Source organism: Pleomorphomonas sp. PLEO (assembly GCF_041320595.1).
Taxonomy (GTDB): domain Bacteria; phylum Pseudomonadota; class Alphaproteobacteria; order Rhizobiales; family Pleomorphomonadaceae; genus Pleomorphomonas.
The window spans coordinates 860,260-879,321 of sequence record NZ_CP166625.1; the positions used below are offsets into that span (position 1 = coordinate 860,260).

At 64.0% G+C, this 19,062-nt stretch carries 23 protein-coding genes; 12 read left to right on the plus strand and 11 right to left on the minus strand.

Annotated elements, in window-relative coordinates; all coding sequences use genetic code 11:
* Window positions 1-3: 3 nt before the first annotated feature.
* Window positions 4-408 carry a bleomycin resistance protein gene (locus AB6N07_RS03740; RefSeq protein ID WP_370676470.1) on the minus strand — a complete coding sequence of 135 codons (405 nt, stop codon included), beginning with the start codon at window positions 406-408 and terminating at the stop codon, window positions 4-6.
* A gap of 111 nt (window positions 409-519) precedes the next feature.
* Here AB6N07_RS03740 and AB6N07_RS03745 point away from each other — a divergent pair, with 111 nt between their 5' ends.
* From AB6N07_RS03745 to AB6N07_RS03765, 5 genes are all read left to right on the plus strand, one after another.
* The gene (locus AB6N07_RS03745; RefSeq protein ID WP_370676471.1) at window positions 520-1,746 is read left to right on the plus strand and encodes an MFS transporter; all 1,227 of its coding nucleotides are present in this window, start codon (window positions 520-522) and stop codon (window positions 1,744-1,746) included.
* Window positions 1,743-2,384 (plus strand): urease accessory protein UreE, encoded by a 642-nt coding sequence (locus AB6N07_RS03750; RefSeq protein WP_370676472.1) that lies wholly within the window; start codon window positions 1,743-1,745, stop codon window positions 2,382-2,384. The genes AB6N07_RS03745 and AB6N07_RS03750 overlap by 4 nt, the downstream gene beginning before the upstream one ends.
* Complete coding sequence (locus AB6N07_RS03755; RefSeq protein ID WP_370676473.1) at window positions 2,293-3,072, plus strand: urease accessory protein UreF; 780 nt, start codon at window positions 2,293-2,295, stop codon at window positions 3,070-3,072. Before AB6N07_RS03750 ends, AB6N07_RS03755 begins: the two co-directional genes overlap by 92 nt.
* The gene (ureG, locus tag AB6N07_RS03760) at window positions 3,069-3,689 is read left to right on the plus strand and encodes an urease accessory protein UreG (RefSeq protein WP_370676474.1); all 621 of its coding nucleotides are present in this window, start codon (window positions 3,069-3,071) and stop codon (window positions 3,687-3,689) included. Before AB6N07_RS03755 ends, ureG begins: the two co-directional genes overlap by 4 nt.
* 139 nt (window positions 3,690-3,828) lie before the next feature.
* Window positions 3,829-5,517 carry a methyl-accepting chemotaxis protein gene (locus AB6N07_RS03765; protein WP_370676475.1) on the plus strand — a complete coding sequence of 563 codons (1,689 nt, stop codon included), beginning with the start codon at window positions 3,829-3,831 and terminating at the stop codon, window positions 5,515-5,517.
* Window positions 5,518-5,535: 18 nt separating this feature from the next.
* Here AB6N07_RS03765 and AB6N07_RS03770 read toward each other — a convergent pair whose 3' ends face one another.
* Window positions 5,536-5,754, minus strand: a complete 219-nt coding sequence (locus AB6N07_RS03770; protein ID WP_370676476.1) for a SlyX family protein — start codon at window positions 5,752-5,754, stop codon at window positions 5,536-5,538.
* Between the two features lie 12 nt (window positions 5,755-5,766).
* Complete coding sequence (locus AB6N07_RS03775; protein ID WP_370676477.1) at window positions 5,767-6,165, minus strand: phospholipid-binding protein; 399 nt, start codon at window positions 6,163-6,165, stop codon at window positions 5,767-5,769.
* Window positions 6,166-6,356: 191 nt separating this feature from the next.
* Between AB6N07_RS03775 and AB6N07_RS03780 the strand changes: the two genes are divergently transcribed.
* From AB6N07_RS03780 to AB6N07_RS03790, 3 genes are all read left to right on the plus strand, one after another.
* Window positions 6,357-7,301 carry an AEC family transporter gene (locus AB6N07_RS03780; protein ID WP_370676478.1) on the plus strand — a complete coding sequence of 315 codons (945 nt, stop codon included), beginning with the start codon at window positions 6,357-6,359 and terminating at the stop codon, window positions 7,299-7,301.
* Window positions 7,302-7,507: 206 nt separating this feature from the next.
* Window positions 7,508-8,614 carry a histidinol-phosphate transaminase gene (gene hisC / locus AB6N07_RS03785; protein WP_370676479.1) on the plus strand — a complete coding sequence of 369 codons (1,107 nt, stop codon included), beginning with the start codon at window positions 7,508-7,510 and terminating at the stop codon, window positions 8,612-8,614.
* On the plus strand, window positions 8,611-9,552 hold the full coding sequence (locus AB6N07_RS03790; RefSeq protein WP_370676480.1) for a prephenate/arogenate dehydrogenase family protein: 942 nt from the start codon (window positions 8,611-8,613) through the stop codon (window positions 9,550-9,552). Before hisC ends, AB6N07_RS03790 begins: the two co-directional genes overlap by 4 nt.
* Here AB6N07_RS03790 and AB6N07_RS03795 read toward each other — a convergent pair.
* Window positions 9,544-10,542 (minus strand): DUF2125 domain-containing protein, encoded by a 999-nt coding sequence (locus tag AB6N07_RS03795; protein ID WP_370676481.1) that lies wholly within the window; start codon window positions 10,540-10,542, stop codon window positions 9,544-9,546. The two genes, AB6N07_RS03790 and AB6N07_RS03795, sit on opposite strands and share 9 nt — an antisense overlap.
* 157 nt (window positions 10,543-10,699) lie before the next feature.
* Between AB6N07_RS03795 and AB6N07_RS03800 the strand changes: the two genes are divergently transcribed.
* Entirely contained in the window at window positions 10,700-11,242 is a 543-nt protein-coding gene (locus AB6N07_RS03800) for a gamma-glutamylcyclotransferase (RefSeq protein ID WP_370676482.1), read from the plus strand.
* Here the strand turns inward: AB6N07_RS03800 and AB6N07_RS03805 are convergent.
* The 4 genes from AB6N07_RS03805 to ftsE are packed head-to-tail and all read right to left on the minus strand — an operon-like array spanning window position 11,234 to window position 14,438.
* On the minus strand, window positions 11,234-12,016 hold the full coding sequence (locus tag AB6N07_RS03805; RefSeq protein WP_370676483.1) for a lysophospholipid acyltransferase family protein: 783 nt from the start codon (window positions 12,014-12,016) through the stop codon (window positions 11,234-11,236). The two genes, AB6N07_RS03800 and AB6N07_RS03805, sit on opposite strands and share 9 nt — an antisense overlap.
* A gap of 41 nt (window positions 12,017-12,057) precedes the next feature.
* Window positions 12,058-12,756, minus strand: coding sequence for a YdcF family protein (locus tag AB6N07_RS03810; protein ID WP_370676484.1), 699 nt, complete (start codon window positions 12,754-12,756; stop codon window positions 12,058-12,060).
* Between the two features lie 60 nt (window positions 12,757-12,816).
* On the minus strand, window positions 12,817-13,782 hold the full coding sequence (locus AB6N07_RS03815; RefSeq protein ID WP_370676485.1) for a cell division protein FtsX: 966 nt from the start codon (window positions 13,780-13,782) through the stop codon (window positions 12,817-12,819).
* On the minus strand, window positions 13,779-14,438 hold the full coding sequence (gene ftsE / locus AB6N07_RS03820; RefSeq protein ID WP_370676486.1) for a cell division ATP-binding protein FtsE: 660 nt from the start codon (window positions 14,436-14,438) through the stop codon (window positions 13,779-13,781). The genes AB6N07_RS03815 and ftsE overlap by 4 nt, the downstream gene beginning before the upstream one ends.
* Window positions 14,439-14,716: 278 nt before the next feature.
* Here ftsE and AB6N07_RS03825 point away from each other — a divergent pair, with 278 nt between their 5' ends.
* The 3 genes from AB6N07_RS03825 (at window position 14,717) to AB6N07_RS03835 (ending at window position 16,849) form a co-directional block, all read left to right on the plus strand.
* Window positions 14,717-15,733 (plus strand): zinc-ribbon domain-containing protein, encoded by a 1,017-nt coding sequence (locus tag AB6N07_RS03825; protein ID WP_370676487.1) that lies wholly within the window; start codon window positions 14,717-14,719, stop codon window positions 15,731-15,733.
* Between the two features lie 104 nt (window positions 15,734-15,837).
* On the plus strand, window positions 15,838-16,374 hold the full coding sequence (gene hpt / locus AB6N07_RS03830) for a hypoxanthine phosphoribosyltransferase (protein WP_370678188.1): 537 nt from the start codon (window positions 15,838-15,840) through the stop codon (window positions 16,372-16,374).
* Between the two features lie 85 nt (window positions 16,375-16,459).
* On the plus strand, window positions 16,460-16,849 hold the full coding sequence (locus AB6N07_RS03835; RefSeq protein WP_370676488.1) for a response regulator: 390 nt from the start codon (window positions 16,460-16,462) through the stop codon (window positions 16,847-16,849).
* A 76-nt stretch (window positions 16,850-16,925) separates the two neighbouring features.
* Here the strand turns inward: AB6N07_RS03835 and AB6N07_RS03840 are convergent, their stop codons facing one another.
* The 3 genes from AB6N07_RS03840 to AB6N07_RS03850 all read right to left on the minus strand — a co-directional run bounded on the left by AB6N07_RS03840 (window position 16,926) and on the right by AB6N07_RS03850 (window position 19,034).
* Window positions 16,926-17,507 carry a cob(I)yrinic acid a,c-diamide adenosyltransferase gene (locus AB6N07_RS03840; protein WP_370676489.1) on the minus strand — a complete coding sequence of 194 codons (582 nt, stop codon included), beginning with the start codon at window positions 17,505-17,507 and terminating at the stop codon, window positions 16,926-16,928.
* A 193-nt stretch (window positions 17,508-17,700) separates the two neighbouring features.
* Window positions 17,701-18,369 (minus strand): alpha/beta hydrolase, encoded by a 669-nt coding sequence (locus AB6N07_RS03845; RefSeq protein ID WP_370676490.1) that lies wholly within the window; start codon window positions 18,367-18,369, stop codon window positions 17,701-17,703.
* Between the two features lie 23 nt (window positions 18,370-18,392).
* Window positions 18,393-19,034, minus strand: a complete 642-nt coding sequence (locus tag AB6N07_RS03850; protein ID WP_370676491.1) for a DNA-3-methyladenine glycosylase — start codon at window positions 19,032-19,034, stop codon at window positions 18,393-18,395.
* Window positions 19,035-19,062 lie beyond the last annotated feature (28 nt).

The following is a 19,062-nucleotide window of genomic DNA, read 5'->3' on the forward strand; positions in this document are numbered from 1 at the left end:
GCGCTACTCGATAGCTTCGCAGAAGCGGAGAAGATAACCGTCCGGGTCGGCGACGACGAATTGCCGTTGGCCTTCGTTGCTGTCGCCGACGCGGTACCACTTCTCTTCCAGATCCAGAATGAAGGAACAGCCGGCATCGCGCAGGCGGGCATAGAGTTCCGTCACATTTGCCACTTCGATCTGGAAGTTGAGGCCCCGGCCGTAAGGATGCTCAAGCGGCGCCGGATGCCAGCGGCGGCCCGGACCGAAGGTTTCTTCCATCATCAATTCGACGCCATCGCGCTCGATATAGGCAAAGCGATCCTCCGGTCGCTGATAACGGATGTTGAATCCGGCAAGCTCGACATAGAACGCCAGCGAGCGTTCGAGATCGTCGACATTCAGTTCGGGAACGAGTTTTATCGTCATGCTTGCTTTTCCTCAGGATCATCAAAAGCAACCGTCGCCCTGCCGCCTGCCGATGATGACATACGCCGGTGGGGAGAATGCCCCGGGAAGATCCCACCCGGAACCGAAATTGTGAATTTGCGTCTTTCGTCCTCCGCTCGCCTCCGCCTCGTCGGTGTGCTTGCCGTCACGCAAGTGATCGGTTGGGGAACAACCTTCGATATGCCGGGCGTGATGGCGCGCAAAATGGCGCCAGACGTTGGCCTCAGCATCGATACGACCTTCTTCGGCCTGACGCTGATGATGCTGGTGATTGGCCTGACCGGCCCGGCGGTGGGCGAGGCAGTGCGGCGGATGGGCGCTCAGAGGGTGCTTGTACTTGGCTCCGCTGCCTCGACGGTTGGTCTTGCCCTGCTCGCCGCGGCCGAAGGGCCGGTAGGCTATTTCATGGCCTGGACGATGATTGGCGCCGCCGGGGCGTTGTCGCTGTCGGTGCCAGCCTACGCGGCGGCTGTCGAGCGCGAGGGAGCGGCCGGGCGGCGGACGATCGGCGTGCTGATGATTTTCACCGGCGTTTCCTCGACCATATTCTGGCCGATTCTCGACGCCATCGATGCCGTGGTCGGGTGGCGCGTCACGCTCCTCGCCATGGCCGGACTACATCTTTTCCTCTGTTTGCCGCTCCACCTTTTTGTCCTGCCGCCGTTCCGCGCTCTTCCGAAGGAAGTGGAAGCGACCCAGCGGCCGTCGATCATCCTTGATGCTGATGGCGCAGCGCGCGCCTTCCGCCACATCGGTGTCATCTCCGTCGCCTTTTCCTTCACCACCTTTGGCCTTGCCGCGGCCTATCTCGAACTTCTTCGCGGGGCGGGGGCCTCTGTGGAATATGCCCTGTGGCTTGGCACCGTCAGGCCGGTGGTCAGCATCGCAGCTCGCGCTGCCGATCTCGTCCTCGATGGGCGAGGTGGGCCGCTTGCCACCACGGCGGCGGCCGCGCTGTTGATGGGCGGCTCCTTTGCGCTGCTTGTCACGGGTGTCGATGGTGTCTGGCTGTTGCCAGCCTTTGTGGCGATCTATGCCTTCGGCGCCGGCCTTTCGGCCATGGCGCGGGCGGTGTTGCCACTGGCTTTCTTCCCGCCCGACGAATTCTCCCGCCGTTCTGGCCGGTTGGCGCTGCCGCAGAACATTGCCAATGCCGTGGCGCCGGTGATTTTCGTCGCCGTCATCCATCAGGCCGGCGTTGCCGCCGCTGCGCTGCTTGGTCTCGCCTTGATGTCAGCGGCGCTTGCCTCGGCGGCGCTTTTGGCTAAGCTCATCCGTCCGTCACTTCCCTCGTCTGCCAGGGCCGATACGCCATGATCACCGCCACTCGCATCCTTTCCGCCGGCACTTGGTCCGGCACACCCGCGGATACGCTTGCTCTCGAGCGCGACGATCGCCACCGCCGCCGCCTCGTCATGCGTTGCGTTGGCAAGACCGTATTCCTTCTCGATCTCAAGGAAGCGGCGGTGATGAAGGACGGCGATGCTCTTGAACTCGAGGACGGGCGGCTGATCCTGGTGCAGGCGGTGCCCGAACGCCTGCTTGAGATCGCAGCCGCCGATCCCGTTGATCTCGTTCGTGTCGCCTGGCACCTCGGCAACCGGCATTTGCCGGCTCAATTCCTCGGTGATCGGCTGCGCATCCGCTACGACCACGTCATCGAGGACATGCTGAAGGGCCTCGGCGCCGCGGTGACGCCGGTGCTGGCCGCCTTCGATCCGGAGGGCGGTGCCTACGGCCACGGTGAGACCCATGGCCACGATCACGATCATGGGGAGCACGAGCACACCCATGAGCATGGACCGGAACGTCATCACCACGAACACGGCGAGGCGGGCGTCCATCAGCATCATGAGCACGTCCATGGTGATGATTGCGGCTGTGGTCATGATCATTCCCATGATCCCGCGCACGGCCACGACCATTCTCATGGGCACAGCCACAAGCATGAATGAACCCTCGGCCGGGGCGGCGCTGTCGCGTTTGATGACATGGCTGTCGCCGTCCTTTCCGGTTGGCGCCTTTACCTACAGCCATGGTCTCGAATGGGCGGTGGAGGACGGTACCGTCACGTCGGCGGCGGCGCTCACCGCCTGGCTTTCCGACATTCTCCGCCACGGGGCCGGTCGCAGCGATGCCATCCTGCTCGTCACCGCCTTTCGCGCCGCCTCTGGTGGTCGGGCCGACGATCTCCGGGAGATTGCCGAACTCGCCTATGCGCTGCAGCCCTCCAGGGAGCGGCGGCTTGAGAGCGGGGCACAGGGACGCGCCTTTGTGACGGCCATTGCCGATACGTGGGGGGCGCCGACGCTCGTCGATCTTGCCGGCCGCCTGACACCCAACCCAATCGCCTATCCGGTGGCGGTAGCGGTAGCCGCTTTCGATCACCAACTGCCGCTCACCGAGACGGTCGAGGCCTATCTCACCGCCTTCGCCGCCAACCTGGTGTCGGCGGCGGTGCGCGCGGTGCCGCTCGGTCAGACCGAGGGGCAGCGGGCGATTCGAGATCTTGCTCCCATCGTTTCCACCGTCGCGGCCGATGCGTTGCTCGCCTCGCTCGATGACGTCGGTGGGGCCTGCCTGCGTGCCGACATTGCCTCCATGGCCCACGAAACCCAGTACACGAGGTTGTTCCGCTCATGACCAAGACAGCCAACGGCCCCCTGCGTATCGGCGTCGGCGGCCCGGTGGGATCCGGCAAGACCGCCTTGATGGACGCGCTCTGCAAGGCTCTTCGCGACCGGTACCAAATCGCCGCCATCACCAACGACATCTACACGCGTGAGGATGCCGAGTTTCTGACGCGGTCCGGCGCTTTGCCGCCGGAGCGCATCGCCGGTGTCGAGACGGGCGGTTGTCCGCACACGGCGATCCGCGAAGATGCCTCGATCAATCTCGCTGCTATCGCCGACATGAACGAAAAGTTCCCCGGCCTTGATCTCATCCTCATCGAGTCCGGTGGTGACAATCTGGCCGCGACCTTCTCGCCGGAACTGGCCGACCTGACGATCTACGTCATCGACGTCTCGGCCGGAGACAAAATCCCGCGCAAGGGCGGACCGGGCATCACCCGTTCCGACCTCCTGGTGATCAACAAGATCGATCTTGCCCCGTATGTTGGCGCCTCGCTGGAGGTGATGGATCGGGACGCCAAGCTGATGCGCAAGGGCAGACCCTTCGTCTTCACCGACGTGCGGCGCGGGCACAACGTTGCGGACGTCGTTCGCTTCATCGAGGAGGAGGGTGGCCTCGTCGGCTAAGTGTTCAAAAAGGGCGGCTTAACTGATTTTTTGTCAATAATTTCACTATGCGAACAGGTTGAGTAAGCCAAAGTTAACGGCCGAAGCCTAAATGGAAATTATCCCGGTCTGCGGGAAAATACCGCTGAGGCAAGTGACAATGTTCAGCATCCACTCCGTATCCGCCAAGATCGCCGCCATCGTCCTGCTGGCGATTGCCGCGCTCGGGACAATTGGTTATCTGGGCTATGCCGATCTTCGTTCGGAGCTGATGGACCAGAAAAAGCTTGAGCTTCAAGATCAGGTCGAGACGGCTCGATCGATGATCGAGGGCTTCCGCGATCGCGCCGCCAAAGGCGAGATGAGCGTGGCTGAGGCTCAGGATGCTGCCAAGGCGGTGTTGAGGCCGGTTCGCTTCGGTCCCGACAAGAATTACTTCTTCATCTACGATGCCGACGGCCTGAACATTCTCTTGCCGGCCAAGCCGGAACTCGAGGGTAAGAGCCTCATCGATATGAAGGATACCAACGGAAAGCTGTTGGTCCGCGACATGCTGGCGATCGCCAAGGCGGGCGGTGGTAACTACGAATACATGTGGGTAAAGCCCGGCACCAAGGAGCCATCGCTGAAGCTCGCCTATGCTGCCAACGTCGAGGGCTGGAACTGGATGCTTGGCACCGGTTTTCACGTCTCCGATATCGAGGCGTCGCTTGCCGCGAGCACCCGCCGGATCGGCCTGATCACCCTTGTCTCTCTGGTCATGCTCGGTGCTTTGTCGTTTGTCGTGGCGCGCGGCATTACCGGGCCGCTGTCCCGCCTGACCCGTTCGATGGACCGCCTCCAGGGCGGCGACCTCGACGCCGAGATTTCCGGAGCGACCCGCAAGGACGAGATCGGGCTGATCGGCCGCGCCGTTTCCCGCTTCCGCGATCTGCAACGCGAACGCATCGCCGCTGAGGCGGATGCCGAGGCGGCGCGGGCCGCCGCCATGGAAAAGGCACGGCGCGATGCGCTGACCGGGCTTGCCGACGGTTTCGATCGGTCGTTCCGCGAGACTTCGGCCGGCATCGAGAGCACCGCGACAGGTTTCGAACGGGTCGCCTCCGACCTGCTCGCCGTGTCGAACCACACCCGTCGCCAAGCGGAGGCCTCGGCCGAGGCCGGCAGATTGGCAAAGGACAATGTGCAGGCGGTGTCGAGCGCCGCCGAGGAGCTGTCGGCATCGATTTCCGAGATCGTTGCTCAGGTCGACAAGGCCGCTGAAATTTCGAGTGGCGCCGTGCGCGAGACAGCCCGTGCCACCGAAGTGATCCGTGGCCTCGACGAGGCGTCGGGCGAGATTGGCAAGGTGGTGGCCTTGATCCAGGAAATCGCCGACCAGACCAACCTTTTGGCCCTCAACGCCACCATAGAGGCGGCACGCGCGGGCGAGGCCGGCAAAGGATTTGCGGTGGTGGCATCGGAAGTAAAGCAGCTCGCCGCTCAAACCTCCAAGGCCACCGACGAAATCTCCCGGCGCATCGGGGTCATCCAGTCGGCAACCGGCGAGGCGGTGCAGGCCACAGGCACCGTCGAGCAATCGATCGAGCGCGTCAACGAGGTTGCCTCTTCGATCGCTTCGACGCTGGATCAGCAGAACGCCGCCGTCTCCGAGATCACCCGTGCGATTTCATCGACGCTTACCGCTGTTGGCAGTCTTGCGACCGACATGACCCGGCTGATGGAAAACGCCGAGGCGTCCGACTCGAAGTCGCATGAAGTGGCCGCGCAGGCTCGCCAGATGCTTGGCGATACCAAAGTTCTGCAAGCCGAAGTTGATCGGCTCATGCACGAAATGCGCGCCGCCTGAAGGCGGCGTCCGTTCCGGTCAATAATGCGGCGGCGGTGGTTCGCGACCCGCCGGTGCCCGCGCCGCCAGCTCCATCTCCTTGACCTCATCAAGGAGATTGGTCACGAGACGTTTCAACGTGTCGATCTCCCTCCACTGGTCGGTGACCGCGGCATTGAGATCCTCGATCACCTGGTCCTGAAAGGCGATCTTCTCCTCAAGCGCGTCGATACGCGCTTCGGTGGTTTGCGTGGTCATGTCTCGCCTCGGTCAGTTGGGGAAGGAGCGGGTCGCCGACGCTGTGTCGAGCGTCCGTCCGAATGTCGTGCCGCGATCCCTGGCGGTCGCCGTCCACATGTAGCGGTGCGGGCCGGCCGGTGGACAAGGGCCGAGATAGCGGAAAGCGCCGGCTTGTACCAGACCATCGCCGGCATAGGAAACCGTACCGCCGCCATGGTGGAAGTCGGGCGCGTTGAGATCGATCATCTCGAAGACAATGACGCGCGTGCCGGGCGGCACGTTGGCAAGGTGAAATTCGGGGCTTGCCACCACGGACGGACGGCCGCTGTCGCAGGCCGGCGTCGCCCCCCAGGTGAAAGATAGTTCGAAGGCGGCAGCGGGCAAAGTGAGGCCGACCAGCACGACGGCGGCGGCGAGGCTTCTCAACATGGCTATCTTCCCGAGCATGGACCGGAGTTTGTCACCGCTGTTCTCCCGAGGCAAGCGAACCGATCCGCATTGCTTCGGCCTTGCGAGACACGCGACAGGCAGAGTAGGCAGAAAGTCTAATTTCCCCGCCGATCTCCGACGTGCCGCCATGGCCGCCGGCTCTTCCTCGGCTTCAGCGTCGGTTGCCGCCCGTGATCGCCATTGCTCTCGACGTCCTGCCCATCTTTCTGCTGATCCTGATTGGCTACCTCCTCGTCCGCTTCGGTGTGATGAAGGCGGAGGTCGGGGATGCTCTTTCCGACTTTGTCTTCACCATTGCCATGCCGACGCTGCTGTTCAAGACGGTGGCGGTGGCGCATGTCGAAGGCAGCTCGCCCTGGACGATCTGGGTGGCTTATTTTGCGGGGGTTGCCGTCACCTGGACGGCCGGCCACTTGGCGGTGACTCGCCTGTTCGGCCGGGATGCTCGCATCGGCGTGCTGGCCGGCGTCAGCTCCGCCTTTGCCAACAACCTGTTCATCGGCCTGCCGCTCGTTCAACGCATCGTTGGTGATGACGGTGTGGTGGCGCTGTCGATCCTGCTCTGTGCCCACCTGCCGGTGATGATGATTGCCGGCACCGTGCTGATGGAGCAAGCCGAACGGCAGACGAGCGGCCGGCCGGCCCAGCCGATCTCCGCTATCCTCAAACAGGTTGGCCGCAACCTTGTGCGCAATCCGCTGGTGGTCGGCTTGGTGCTCGGCTCGCTGTGGCGAATATCCGATCTGCCGCTGACCGGCGTCATTGGCACGGTGGTGAACGACATTGGCGATATCGCCGGCTCGGCGGCCCTGATCTCGCTTGGCATGGCGCTGATGAAATACGGCATTTCCGACGGTATCGGACCGGCGCTCGTCACTTCGGCGTTCAAGCTGTTCCTGCTGCCGGCCTCCGTCTACGCGGCGAGCCGCCTGCTCGGCCTTGATGCGACCTGGACGGCGGCGCTGGTGCTGACGTCGTCGGTGCCGACCGGCATCAACGCCTGGCTGATCGCTAATCGCTTCGGTGTCGGCCACGGCCTCGCCTCGTCGTCGATCACCATCACCACCGCCGTCGGCGTGGTGACCACCACCTTCTGGGCCTGGCTCCTCGGCTGAGAGAAATTCTACTGAGGTGGCCACCTGGCTTAGCCCGCTCCGGTTCTCGCAGGCGTCGCCATCCGACTCGCACCAGTAGAATTTCCCGCCGCGCATCCCACGACAGCCATCTCAATGCCCCAACCTCCAAGCCCATCCCGCTTTTCCTTTGCGCGGCCGTGATGCGTGCCGTATGACGGGCGCCGGTATTTTCGAGGCGTTCTCTCATGTCCGATACATTTCTCGCGCCTGTTCCTCGCAGTGGCATCCTCGACATCGACCTCTATGTTCCCGGCGGGTCGAAGGCGGCTGTGGGTAAGAAGCTCTACAAGCTGTCTTCCAACGAGACGCCGCTAGGGCCGAGCCCGAAGGCTGTGGAAGCCTATGGGCGGGTGGCGAGCAAGCTGGAACTCTATCCCGACGGCTCGTCGACCGAGCTCCGACAGTCCATCGCCGAGACCCACGGCCTCAACGTTGACCGCGTCATCTGCGGCAACGGCTCGGACGAACTGCTGCATCTGCTCGCCGAGTGCTATCTGTCGCCCGGTGACGAGGCGATTTATTCCGAGCACGGCTTCCTAGTTTATCGCATTTCCATCCTTGCCGCCGGCGCGACGCCGGTGGTGGCGAACGAGACCGCCTACACCACCGACGTCGATGCCATTCTCGCCGCCGTGACGCCGCGGACGCGCATGGTGTTCCTCGCCAATCCGAACAACCCCACCGGCACCTACATTCCCATGTCCGAGGTGCGGCGGCTGCATGCCGGGTTGCCGGGCAACGTGCTTCTGGTGCTCGACGCCGCCTATGCCGAATATGTCCGCCGCAACGATTATGAGAGTGGTGTCGAGCTGGTCGCGTCGGCCGACAATGTGGTGATGACGCGCACCTTCTCGAAGATCCACGGGCTCGCGGCGCTTCGCATCGGCTGGCTCTACGGCCCCAAGGCCATCGTGGACGTGCTGGAGCGGGTGCGCGGACCGTTCAATCTCAACGCGGCGGCCATCACCGCCGGTGCCACCGCCATGCGCGACCGCGCCTTCGTCGAGGCGGCGGTCGAGCATAACCTTCGCTGGAGCGCCTGGCTGTCCGCCGAACTCGGCACGCTCGGCCTGACGGTAACCCCCTCGGTCGCCAACTTTCTGCTGGTTCATTTTCCTGAGACTGGGAAGACGGCCGATGCCGCCGACAAGGCTCTGCTCGCCGAAGGCGTCGTGGTGCGCAAGGTGGGGGGCTACGGGCTGCCCAACGCTCTGCGGGTGACCGTGGGCTCTGAAGAAGCCTGTCGCTGCCTCGTCGAGGTCCTGACGATTTTCATGAAGGCATCGGCATGAGCGATACCCTGTTTCCTCGCCTCGCCATCATCGGCATCGGCTTGATCGGTTCGTCGATCGCCCGGGCGGCCCGTCTCAACGGTCTCGTGGATGAAATCGCCATCTCCGACCTGTCGCCGGTCATCCTGAAACGCGCCGAGGAGCTGTCGCTCGGCGACAGCTACCACGCTGCTGCCAGCGACGCCGTGGCGGGCGCCGACCTGGTGATCGCCTGTGTGCCGGTCGGTGCCGCCGAGGGAGTGGCCCAGGCGATCGCGTCGCGTCTGAAGCCTGGTGCCATCGTCTCCGACGTCGGTTCCGTGAAGGGCTCGGTCGTCCGGCAGATGAAACCGCACCTGCCGGACAACGTTCATTTCATTCCGGCTCACCCGGTGGCCGGCACCGAATACTCCGGCCCCGACGCCGGCTTTGCCGAGCTGTTCGTCAATCGCTGGTCGATCGTTTGCCCCGAAGAGAGCACCGATCCCAAGGCACTCGACCGGCTCGTCGCCTTCTGGGCCGGCATGGGCGCCAACGTTGAGTGCATGAGCGCCGAGCGGCACGATCTGGTGCTGGCCATCACCAGTCATCTACCGCATCTGATCGCCTACAACATTGTCGGCACCGCTGCCGATCTTGAGAAGGTCACCGAGTCGGAAGTGATGAAATTCTCGGCCGGCGGCTTTCGTGACTTCACCCGCATCGCCGCCTCCGATCCCACCATGTGGCGCGACGTGTTCCTGCACAACAAGGACGCGGTACTGGAGGTGCTCGGTCGCTTTCAGGAGGATCTGTTCGCGTTGCAGCGGCAGATTCGCTGGGGCGAGGGCGACCGACTCTATGATCTGTTCAGCCGGACGCGTGCCATCCGCCGCGGCATTCTAACACTGGGTCAGGACGAGCCGGGGGCGGATTTCGGCCGCTCCCATAAAGCGCCGCCGAAGCCCGCGTCAGAATAGCGGCGCGATCCGGGCGATCTTTCGGCCATTGGCCGAGACGACGCCGTCAGCGACCTTGAGCCCGATGGAGCGACCGCCGTCGTCGGCGGCCGAGCCCATCAAGACGAAAGCCATGACGAGGCCGGCGACCTCCGGGGTAAGGCTCCTGCCGCCAGCCGCCGCGGCCAGCGTCAGTGCGTTGAGGTCGCGGCCGGTTATCTTCCCCTCGGCTTCCACCAGGCCGGTCTCCGAGACCGTGCCTTCGCCCGTCAGCGTCAGCGAGGCGCCGCCGAGTTCGGCGGCGAGCCGATGCAGGGTCAGTTTGCCGCCCGCTGCCTTCCAGCCGGCGAGCGCCGTGGGACCGGCCGTGGCCATGTCGGCTTCAGCGAGAGTGGCAGCCAGAGTCAGGCGAACCGGAACCGGTGTCAGCGACGTTGAGCCGACGGCAATACCTAGGTTGTCGATCGTGGCGGCGATATCGGCGTCTTCAGGCCGTTCGGCGGCGCGCGCCAGCAAAAGCTCGCCGCGCCCTATCGTCAACTTGCCTTCGGTGCCGCCGGCGAGCGGTCCGGTTGCCGAGAGGTCGACGGTTCTGAGGGCGAGTCGATTGGCGAGGCCATCGGCAAATCCGACGCTGGCGGCGAGTTCGCTGGCGGCGAGGTCGAGCCGCCGACTGTCGGGGGCCGTGTAGGAGGTCGCTCCATCAAAGCGGAAATCGAGTCGGTGAGGGTCGAAGACAGACGCTTCGCCATGCGCGCCAGCGGTCGCAAATTTGCCGCCGTCGGAAAAGGCGACGACCAGGCCACCGTTGCAATTGACGGTTAGCTGAAAGGGCCAGCCCGCGATTTTTTCCTCGGCGCAGTCGATGATGACCCCATTCCTCGCCGAGAGATCGGCGATAGAGCTGTGAATGGTGTTGCCGAGCCACCAGCGGGCGCCGAACCATACGCCAGTCCACAAGAGAGCGACCGCGACGATCGTCCAGAGGCCCCATCGTATCGTCCGCGTCATGGCGCTTCTCCCGCAAGACACAGGCGCCCCCGTGGACGCACTGTTCACCTTCCATCCACTAGAGCAATGTGGCGAAAGATGGAATCGTCTTCGCCAAGCGTTGCATTCGTCCTTCGAAATGCTACGCATTTTGATGCTAACAGGACGGAGCGGAAGGATGGACGCGAGCATCTGGGTGTTCGGCTACGGCTCGCTGATGTGGAACCCCGGTTTTCCATACCTGAGGGCGGTGCAGGCACGCATGCATGGCGTTCGTCGTGCTCTCTGCATTCGCTCGACGCACTATCGTGGGACGCCGGAAAATCCGGGCCTGGTGTTCGGCCTCGATCGCGGCGGTTCCTGTCATGGCGTCGCCTTCGAGGTTGCCGAGGCGGACCGCGACGCGGTGATCGCCTACCTCAGGGCGCGCGAGCAGATTTCCATGGTCTATCACGAGGTCGTCCGGCCAGCGCGGCTGGCCAGTGGCGAGACGGTTGGAGCCTTGGTCTACGTCGCCAATCAAGGGCACGAGCAATATGCCGGCGGCCTCGACTTCGAGGAGACGCTCGCCATTATCCGTCAAAGCACCGGCGAGATGGGGCCCAATGCCGACTACGTCACGGCAACGGTCAAGCGCTTGCAGGATATGGGCATCCGCGACCTGGCCCTTGAAAGGGTTGTCGCGGCGCTTGCGGAAGGAGGCAACGGCTCCTCAGGTTGATGTTTGAGGTGCCCTAAGCTCGTCAACGCGCGTGCGCGCCGTCACCGGCAGGTCATCTCCCCGTGTCGCGGCTTCGAGTAGCAACCGATCGCAGGCCGCCTCGATATCGCTCTCCAACTTTTGAAACATGTCGCGCGGCTTGAGGCCGGGTGGGATCGGCTCCAGGAACTCCACGACGATGGTGCCGCGCCGATGCACGCGCGCCTTGCGCGGCCAGACGGTGCCGGCGTTGTGGGCGACCGGCAGCACCGGCACGTCGAGCGACCTGTAGATCTGGGCGATGCCTTGCTTGTAGTCGGGTCGGGCACCGGCTTCGGCGCGCGTTCCCTCCGGAAAGATGATCACCTGGCGTCCCGCGGCGACGGCGGCGCGGGTGCCCTCGATCACCTTTCGCAAGGCGGTGGTTGGGCTGCCGCGATCGATGGCAATGTTGCCGGCAAGTTTCAGCCACCAGCCGAACACGGGGATCCAAGTCAGCTCCCGTTTCAGGATGAAGGCGGGATCGGCGAGCAATGGCACCAGCGCCAACGTCTCGAAGGTCGACTGATGCTTGGATGCCAGGATGAAACCACCTGGCGGGATGCGCTCAAGATGACGGTACTCGTGGCGCGTGCCGGTGATGAGCCTGTGCAGGCCGATCAGCGAAGAGGTCCAAGCTTTCACGACGATCATCACGCCACGGTGGCCGCCGAGCGCGAAGGGGGCGCCGAGAACGGCCATGACGGCGGTCACCGAGAAGAAGGCGAGGCTGTAAAGGTAGGAGCGGATCAGCATGGATCGTCTTCCAGGGTGAGCGGCCTTTTCGGACGGATGCGTCAACCAAAAGCCCCGCCGATGAGTTCGGCGAGACCGTCGACACCGCCGAGCGACAGGCGAAGGCGTGTTGCCGTATACTTCAGGTATTCTTGCAGGAGAAGCAGGATCACGTTTCGATCCTCCGACCAGTTGACGAGCGTCAGGCCGGGTCGGGTTACAGGATAAGGGATGAGGCGGATATCCGGCATGGCATGCGACAGCTCCAGCATGGAGCGCGGCATGTGGTAGGCGGATGTGACGACGATCAGCGACAGGAAGCCGTTGCGCCGCGCCCATTTTGCCGTTTCGAGGGCATTGCCGATGGTGTTGGCGGCGCGGCGGTCGAGATCGACGCAGCAGGCCATCATGTCCGGTTCCGCTTCGACCATGCGGGCCAGTCGCGTCGCCGAGGTGTCGGGGTGGACGCCTGAGATCAGAAGACGCCGCGCCTTGCCGGCGGTCATCAGTTCGATGGCGCCGGTGATGCGCTCGGCGCCCCCGGTCAGCACGACAATGCCGTCGGCTGCCAGCGGCGACGGCGTTTGATAAGTGACGATGGTATCGACGAAACGGAAAAAGCCGCCGAAGAAGAAGCCGCTGCCGATCAGCAAGGCGGCGGCAATGATGACGCCTATCGATCGGCGTGCGCGGGTCCGCTCGCCGAAGGCTTGCTGAGGCCCGTCGGCCGTCTCTCTCGTGGGAGCGGACGATTCCATCATGGCGTCATTGTAGAAAATCGGCCGACGATTGACAAATCCCGCGTTCTTGCATGCCGCTTGTCAGTCGAGTGCCGACAGTGACCGGCGCACGGCAAGGCGCGAAGTCAACGCCGTCAACAGGGCCACCGCCACGACCAGCGTCAGCACGAGGCTGTAGGCGGTTCCCGGTAGCTCGAAGCGGCCGAACAAAGCTTCGAGCTGGTCGGCGCCGGGACGACCGGTCGAGCCGCCGATCGCCCAGGCGGCGATTGCCATGGCAAGAAGCGCCAGCGCGCCGCCGATGGCTCCGCCTTCGACACCGAACAATAGGAAGCGGCGTTGGAATTGCCCGGCGATGAAGCTGTCCTCGGCCCCGCAGAAGTGCAGAACCTCGATGACGTCGCGGTTCCCCGCCATGGCGGCGCGGGTCGCGAACACCACCGAGAGCACCAGGGCGACGAGCATCAGCGTCATCAGGCCGATTCCGGCGAGCACCATGGATGACGCCATGGCCGACAGGCGGTCGACCCAGAGTGCGTGGTCATCGACGCTGCCGCCTCTGATCTGCCGGCCCACCGCGTCGGCGAGCGCCTTGACGTCGAAGGTGGAGGCATCATCGATCGAAACCACGACCAGACGGGGCACAGGCAGGGCGGAGAGATCGGTGCCAGGGCCGAGCCACGGCTCGAGGAGCCGCTGCGTCTCGGCATCAGTGAGACTGCGAGCTGCCCCGACGCCTGGGAATTCCTGGGCGAGTGCCACGGCCTTTTCCATTTCGGCTTCGATAACGACGCCATCGAGTGGCCTGACCTCGATGGTCACCTCGCGGCCGATGTCGGAAGCCCAGGCGTTGGCGGCGCGGTCAATCACCGAGACGACGGCGATGGTAAAGCCGGCGAGGAAGGTCATGATGGCGATGACCAGCACCAGCGTGCGGCCGGCGATGGCTTGCGGTGGCACGATCGGCGAGGTGCCGGCCGCGTCGGCGCTCGGTCTGGCCTTGGACGCGATGACGGCTCTCCTGCGCTTGGGGACCGCCATCTTCATTCGTAAATCTCGAGATGGCCGCCTTCAATGACCATGCGTCGCGCGTCGAGCTGGTCCATCAGGCTGATGTCGTGGGTGGCGATGAGCACGGCGGTACCGAGGCGATTGAGCTCCAGAAAAAGACGCAGCAAGCGACGGGCGAGTGGCGGATCGACGTTGCCGGTCGGTTCGTCGGCGAGAAGGAACTCCGGCTTGGTGATCAGAGCGCGGGCAATGGCCGCCCGCTGCTTTTCACCGCCGGACAGCACGGGCGGGTAGACGTGCTTGCGGTCGCCGAGGCCGACCCAGTCTAAGAGGTCGGCGACGTCGGCACGATAGCTTGCCTCGTCCTTGCCCAGCACGCGGTAAGGCAGGGCTACATTCTCGTAGGTGGTCAGATGGTCGAGCAGGCGGAAATCCTGGAAGACGACGCCGATGCGGCGGCGCAGGGCCGGCATGTCGGCGCGTCTCAGAAGAGCCGTGTCCTTGCCGAAGATGGAGATGAGACCACGCGTTGGCTTGAGGTTGAGGAACAGCAGCCGGATGAGCGTCGTCTTGCCGGCGCCGGAGGGGCCGGTCAGAAACTGGAACGAATGGGGGGTGATCGAGAAGGTGAGATCGCTCAGCACCTCCCGCCCCGTTCCGTAGCGGAGACCGACATTTTCAAACCTGATCACCGGTCGCGCCTCATTTTTTCTTCCTCAGTCGCCGACGGGCATCCAGCCCTTGGCTTCCGCTTCGCTTGCCTCGATCATGCGGCTCCCGCCAGGATGAACCTGCTTTGAGGCTTCTTGTCGTTGTCCCCAGAGCTCATAATTGATGTTGCAGTCCTTGTCCTTAACGTTTCATTAAGCATGTTGCCGCCATCCCTTGGAAAAGCCGCAGCGGCGGTGCGGGAGATGCGTCGCCACCCTCTCTCAGGGAAGCCCGGCCGGCGGCCAATCGGGGGCCGAAGATGAGAATTGTCTGCCCCGCCTGCGAGACGGGGTACCAAGTTGCCGACGGCACGCTCGGCGTCACCGGCCGCAAGGTGCGTTGCGCCCGTTGTGGCTCCGTGTGGCACGCCACGCCCAGCGATTATCCCGAGGCACCGATCGCCGCGCCTCCGACTGCCCGCTCGCCAAGTGCCGGCCCTGAGCCCAGTGAAGATGAATGGCGCAGCGCCATTGCCGGTGATGGCCCCAAGAGCGGCTTCGATGAGGACGCGGTTTCAGTCGTGGAGAGCGGCGAAAACGACCAGTCGGCCATCGACGATCTGTTCTCGTCGGGCCCGGAGGATGACGAAGCGCTCGATGAGGCGGCTTCCGAGATCACAGAAAGCGACAATGATCAGTCGGCCATCGACGACCTGTTCGCAACCGGGCCGATCGTAGAAGAGATCGAGAAAGCCGAGGGCGGCGAGATATCGCTTCCGGTAGCTGACGATGTTTCTCCCACGATCGATGCGCCGCCGGCTGGCTTCGACAGTGGCCGTCGCAAGACGCGCGGCAAGACGGCGCGACGGGGCTCTTCGACCTTCGTCATGCTCGACCGACACCTGTCGACACCGGTCGCTTCGGCGCTGTTGGTCAGCTTCCTGGTGTTGTTCTGCGTGGTGGCGGTGACCGGGCGCCAAAAGATTGTCGCGACTTTCCCCGATTTCGCCGGCATCTACGAACTGATTGGCCTCAAGGTTAATCTGCGCGGCCTCGACTTCCAGAATGTTGCGGCCCATCAGGAAATGGACGGCTCGACGCCGGTGTTGGTGGTCGACGGTGATATCGTCAACCTCGACGGCGAATCCAAGAGTTTGCCGGCGGTTCGCGTTACGCTGAAGTCATCGACTGGTCGCGATGTCTACGCCTGGAACTACACTCTGCCGCAGCTCAACATCGATCAGACGGGCAAAGTCCATTTCAAGACGCGGCTGCTCGCCCCTCCCGAAGCGTCGGTGACCGTGGAAGTCCGGTTTACAGACCAGCATCAGCCGTAATATAGCTCCGCCCGAAAGCGACCGGGGCTTTGCGACGGTTCCGGATGCGCGCCCTTGTCGGTCCGCGGTGGATCAGGGCTCATCGACCGTCGCGACCTCAGGAGATCGGAATGACGGGCAGAACCATCGACGTGCTATTTTCGGAAGAGACGATCGCTGCGCGCGTCAACGAAATTGCCAAGCAGATCGCCGCCGACCGCCCCGACGATCTGATGGTGATCGCCATCCTCAAGGGCAGCTTCATGTTCGCCGCTGATCTCCTGCGTGCGTTGCATCGCGAGGGCCTTGAGCCGCAGGTGGAGTTCATGATGCTGTCGAGCTACGGCACCAACACCACGTCTTCCGGCATCGTCAAGATTATCCGTGACATCGACACCGACGTCGCCGGTCGCTCGGTGCTGATCATCGACGATATCCTGGAGTCGGGCCGGACGCTGGCCTTTGCTCGGCGCCTCACCCAGGATCGGGGGGCGAAAGAGGTCAAGGTGGCCGTGCTGCTCGACAAGCCGGGCAAGCGCAAGGCGGAGATCGAGGCCGATATCGTCGGCTTCTCCTGCGCCGATGTTTTCGTGGTCGGCTATGGCATGGACGCTGCCCACGCCTATCGACAGTTGCCCTTCGTCGGTGTCGTCACGGGCTGAAGCCTTGATCTGGCACGCGCTGGCCAGTTGTGTAACAATTATATAGAATTTGTTTCGATTCCAACGGGAGTGCCCGGGGGCAGCCATGGCGCGCATTCTGCTGACTGAGGACGACGAGTCGGTCCGGGCCTTTGTGAAGAGGGCGCTGGAACTTGACGGACATGAGATCATCGAGGCCGAGGACGGTGGCATCGCGCTGGAGATCCTCACCGCGCGGCAGGGCAACTTCGACCTGTTGCTGTCCGATATCATGATGCCGGTGTTGGACGGCATCGGCCTGGCGCTCGCCGTCGCCCGCGACTTCCCTAACCTCGCCATCCTGCTGATGACTGGCTTCGCCGACCAGCGGGAGCGTGCTTTCGGGCTCGACGCCCTGGTCAGCGACGTCGTGTCCAAGCCGTTCACGCTGGCAGAAATTCGCACTGCCGTGGCGCGGGCGCTGCCGGGGGCATCCGCCGAGGAGAAAATCGCCTGAAGTCCAGCTCTTCATTTGTCGAAGCCGGCGGAATACCTGGCGTTTTCCGCGCCTCCGGCATGCTTGCTTTTCCTGCTCACTCCCGGTTCTGGCCGGGCACCCACAGCACGTCACGGCCGCCGAGGTCGTTCGCCCAGCGGCTTGCCACGAACAGGAAGTCGGACAGGCGGTTGAGATAGCGTACCGCCTCGGGGTTGACCTGCTCGCCCGCCGTACGGGCAAGCGTCACCGCCGTTCGCTCCGCCCGCCGGCAAACTGTGCGTGCCACATGCAGTTGGGCAGCGGCGGTGCTGCCGCCCGGCAGCACGAAGCTGGTGAGCGGCGCAAGGCCTCGGTTGAGATAGTCGATTTCCTTTTCCAGCCGCTCGACCTGGATGGGCAGAATCCGCAGCGGCTCGAATGCCGGTGGCTCTTCGGCCTCCGGTGTTGCGAGATCGGCCCCGAGATCGAACAGATCGTTCTGGATGGCACTCAGCATCAGGTCGAGATCGGGATATTCGGAAATGTGCAGGCGAGCAACGCCGACCGCCGCGTTGGTCTCATCGACATTGCCGATCGCTTCGAAGCGAACATCATCCTTCGGCCGACGCTCTCCGGTGGAGAGACCGCTCGATCCGTCGTCACCGGTGCGGGTGTAGATGCGATTGAGCCGAACCATGCTGCCTCCTAGGACAATTCCAGCAAAAGGTGATCGCGGTTTTGCGTCAGGAATTGCGTCTTACCAAATAGATAGAGTGGCGCCGGTGAACATGGGTTCACAGGCGATGGCCTAACGAACCATTCTCCGCATATTCGCGTAGATGGACGAGGCGCTCAATCCGTCATTGGGCGGCGACCGTCAAGGCGCACTGTCAGTGAGCGGCATTGGGAAGGTCGACGCCGAGTGCTTCGGCGATGGTTCTGAGGCCGAGGACAAGTCCCATGCGGTCGATGCCGTGGCCAAGGCCGGGAGAAAGATGCAGCGACACCGGCAGCCCGGCGGCTGTGAGCGCGGCGGCGGCAACGCGGCTGCTTTCGACCGGCAGGACTTGATCGGCGGTGCCGTGAACGAGCAGCACTTTCGGCTTGGCCGAGATCTCGCCAAGATGTTCGGCGCCCGCGAGGTAGCCTGAATAGCCGACGATCAATGCCGGTGCGATCTTGCGCCTGAGGCCGACATGCAGCGCCATCATCGTGCCCTGGCTGAAGCCGACCAGCACGAGGCGATCCGGCGCAACGCTCCAGCGTTCCAGTTCGGCGTCGAGGAAGCGGTCGAGAGCCGGGCCGGCGGCAACGACGCCCGTCCAGCGCTCGGTGTCGTCACGCATGGTCAGCGGAAACCATTGGCGGCCACCCGGCGCCATAGGGCAGGCGTCTGGCGCGTTGGGAGAGACGAAGGCGACGTCCGGCAGAAAGGGTGCCCAGCTTTCGGCGATGTCGTAGAGGTCTTCGCCATTGGCGCCGTAGCCGTGCAGCAGGACGACAAGAGCATCGGCTTTGCCATTTGCCGGTTCAATACGCGGACCATCGATATCGGCCATGGAAAGCTCCTTCCGGGATCGGTTCAGACCGGGAGGACGTTCCTGCCCTGCCGCATTGTCTTGTAATAGGCCCAAAGCAATTTCGCCGCAACGCCGCGCCAAGGTGACCAAAGCTCTGATATCGCCCGCAATTCCTTTTCGCTTGGGCGCCCCTCCAACGACAATGCTTCGGCGGCGGCCACTTGTAGCGCCAGGTCGCCGGCCGGCAGTACATCGGCATTGCGGGCGCAGAACAGCAGGAAGATTTCCGCCGTCCATCGACCGATGCCGTGGATCGCCGTCAGTTTCTCGGTTGCCGCCTCCTGCGGTTCGGCGGCGAGGCCTTCCAGGTCGAGGCCGGCGGCTTCGGCTTCGGCAAGGGCCTGGAGCGTCCTGACCTTGCCGCGCGATAGACCCGATGCGCGCAGGGCATCCTCGCTTTGGCGGAGATAGCTTTCGGCTGTCGCCGCGCCGAGGAGGGTCTCGAAGCGTGACCAGATGGCGTCGGCGCTGGACACGGAAAGCTGCTGCGCCACGACGATGCGGGCGATGCCTTCGAACCCCGGCGGGCGGTAGCGAATGTCGACCGGGCCCGCCGCGGCTCTGACCGGCACAAGGCGCGGATCGACTCGCTCGAGGTAGTCGAGGCCCTCGGCCATGTCGGCTTCGGTGAGAATGAGGCGCATCGAGGGTTCCCTTCCGCGCGAGACTTCA

Bases quoted from the DNA above. Each gene is read 5' to 3' on its own strand.
- AB6N07_RS03740 (WP_370676470.1), bottom strand. From the start codon at position 408: ATGACGATAAAACTCGTTCCCGAACTGAATGTCGACGATCTCGAACGC.
- AB6N07_RS03750 (WP_370676472.1), top strand. From the start codon at position 1,743: ATGATCACCGCCACTCGCATCCTTTCCGCCGGCACTTGGTCCGGCACA.
- AB6N07_RS03755 (WP_370676473.1), top strand. From the start codon at position 2,293: ATGGTGATGATTGCGGCTGTGGTCATGATCATTCCCATGATCCCGCGC.
- ureG (WP_370676474.1), top strand. From the start codon at position 3,069: ATGACCAAGACAGCCAACGGCCCCCTGCGTATCGGCGTCGGCGGCCCG.
- AB6N07_RS03765 (WP_370676475.1), top strand. From the start codon at position 3,829: ATGTTCAGCATCCACTCCGTATCCGCCAAGATCGCCGCCATCGTCCTG.
- AB6N07_RS03770 (WP_370676476.1), bottom strand. From the start codon at position 5,754: ATGACCACGCAAACCACCGAAGCGCGTATCGACGCGCTTGAGGAGAAG.
- AB6N07_RS03775 (WP_370676477.1), bottom strand. From the start codon at position 6,165: ATGTTGAGAAGCCTCGCCGCCGCCGTCGTGCTGGTCGGCCTCACTTTG.
- hisC (WP_370676479.1), top strand. From the start codon at position 7,508: ATGTCCGATACATTTCTCGCGCCTGTTCCTCGCAGTGGCATCCTCGAC.
- AB6N07_RS03790 (WP_370676480.1), top strand. From the start codon at position 8,611: ATGAGCGATACCCTGTTTCCTCGCCTCGCCATCATCGGCATCGGCTTG.
- AB6N07_RS03795 (WP_370676481.1), bottom strand. From the start codon at position 10,542: ATGACGCGGACGATACGATGGGGCCTCTGGACGATCGTCGCGGTCGCT.
- AB6N07_RS03800 (WP_370676482.1), top strand. From the start codon at position 10,700: ATGGACGCGAGCATCTGGGTGTTCGGCTACGGCTCGCTGATGTGGAAC.
- AB6N07_RS03805 (WP_370676483.1), bottom strand. From the start codon at position 12,016: ATGCTGATCCGCTCCTACCTTTACAGCCTCGCCTTCTTCTCGGTGACC.
- AB6N07_RS03810 (WP_370676484.1), bottom strand. From the start codon at position 12,756: ATGATGGAATCGTCCGCTCCCACGAGAGAGACGGCCGACGGGCCTCAG.
- AB6N07_RS03815 (WP_370676485.1), bottom strand. From the start codon at position 13,782: ATGAAGATGGCGGTCCCCAAGCGCAGGAGAGCCGTCATCGCGTCCAAG.
- AB6N07_RS03825 (WP_370676487.1), top strand. From the start codon at position 14,717: ATGAGAATTGTCTGCCCCGCCTGCGAGACGGGGTACCAAGTTGCCGAC.
- AB6N07_RS03835 (WP_370676488.1), top strand. From the start codon at position 16,460: ATGGCGCGCATTCTGCTGACTGAGGACGACGAGTCGGTCCGGGCCTTT.
- AB6N07_RS03840 (WP_370676489.1), bottom strand. From the start codon at position 17,507: ATGGTTCGGCTCAATCGCATCTACACCCGCACCGGTGACGACGGATCG.
- AB6N07_RS03845 (WP_370676490.1), bottom strand. From the start codon at position 18,369: ATGGCCGATATCGATGGTCCGCGTATTGAACCGGCAAATGGCAAAGCC.
- AB6N07_RS03850 (WP_370676491.1), bottom strand. From the start codon at position 19,034: ATGCGCCTCATTCTCACCGAAGCCGACATGGCCGAGGGCCTCGACTAC.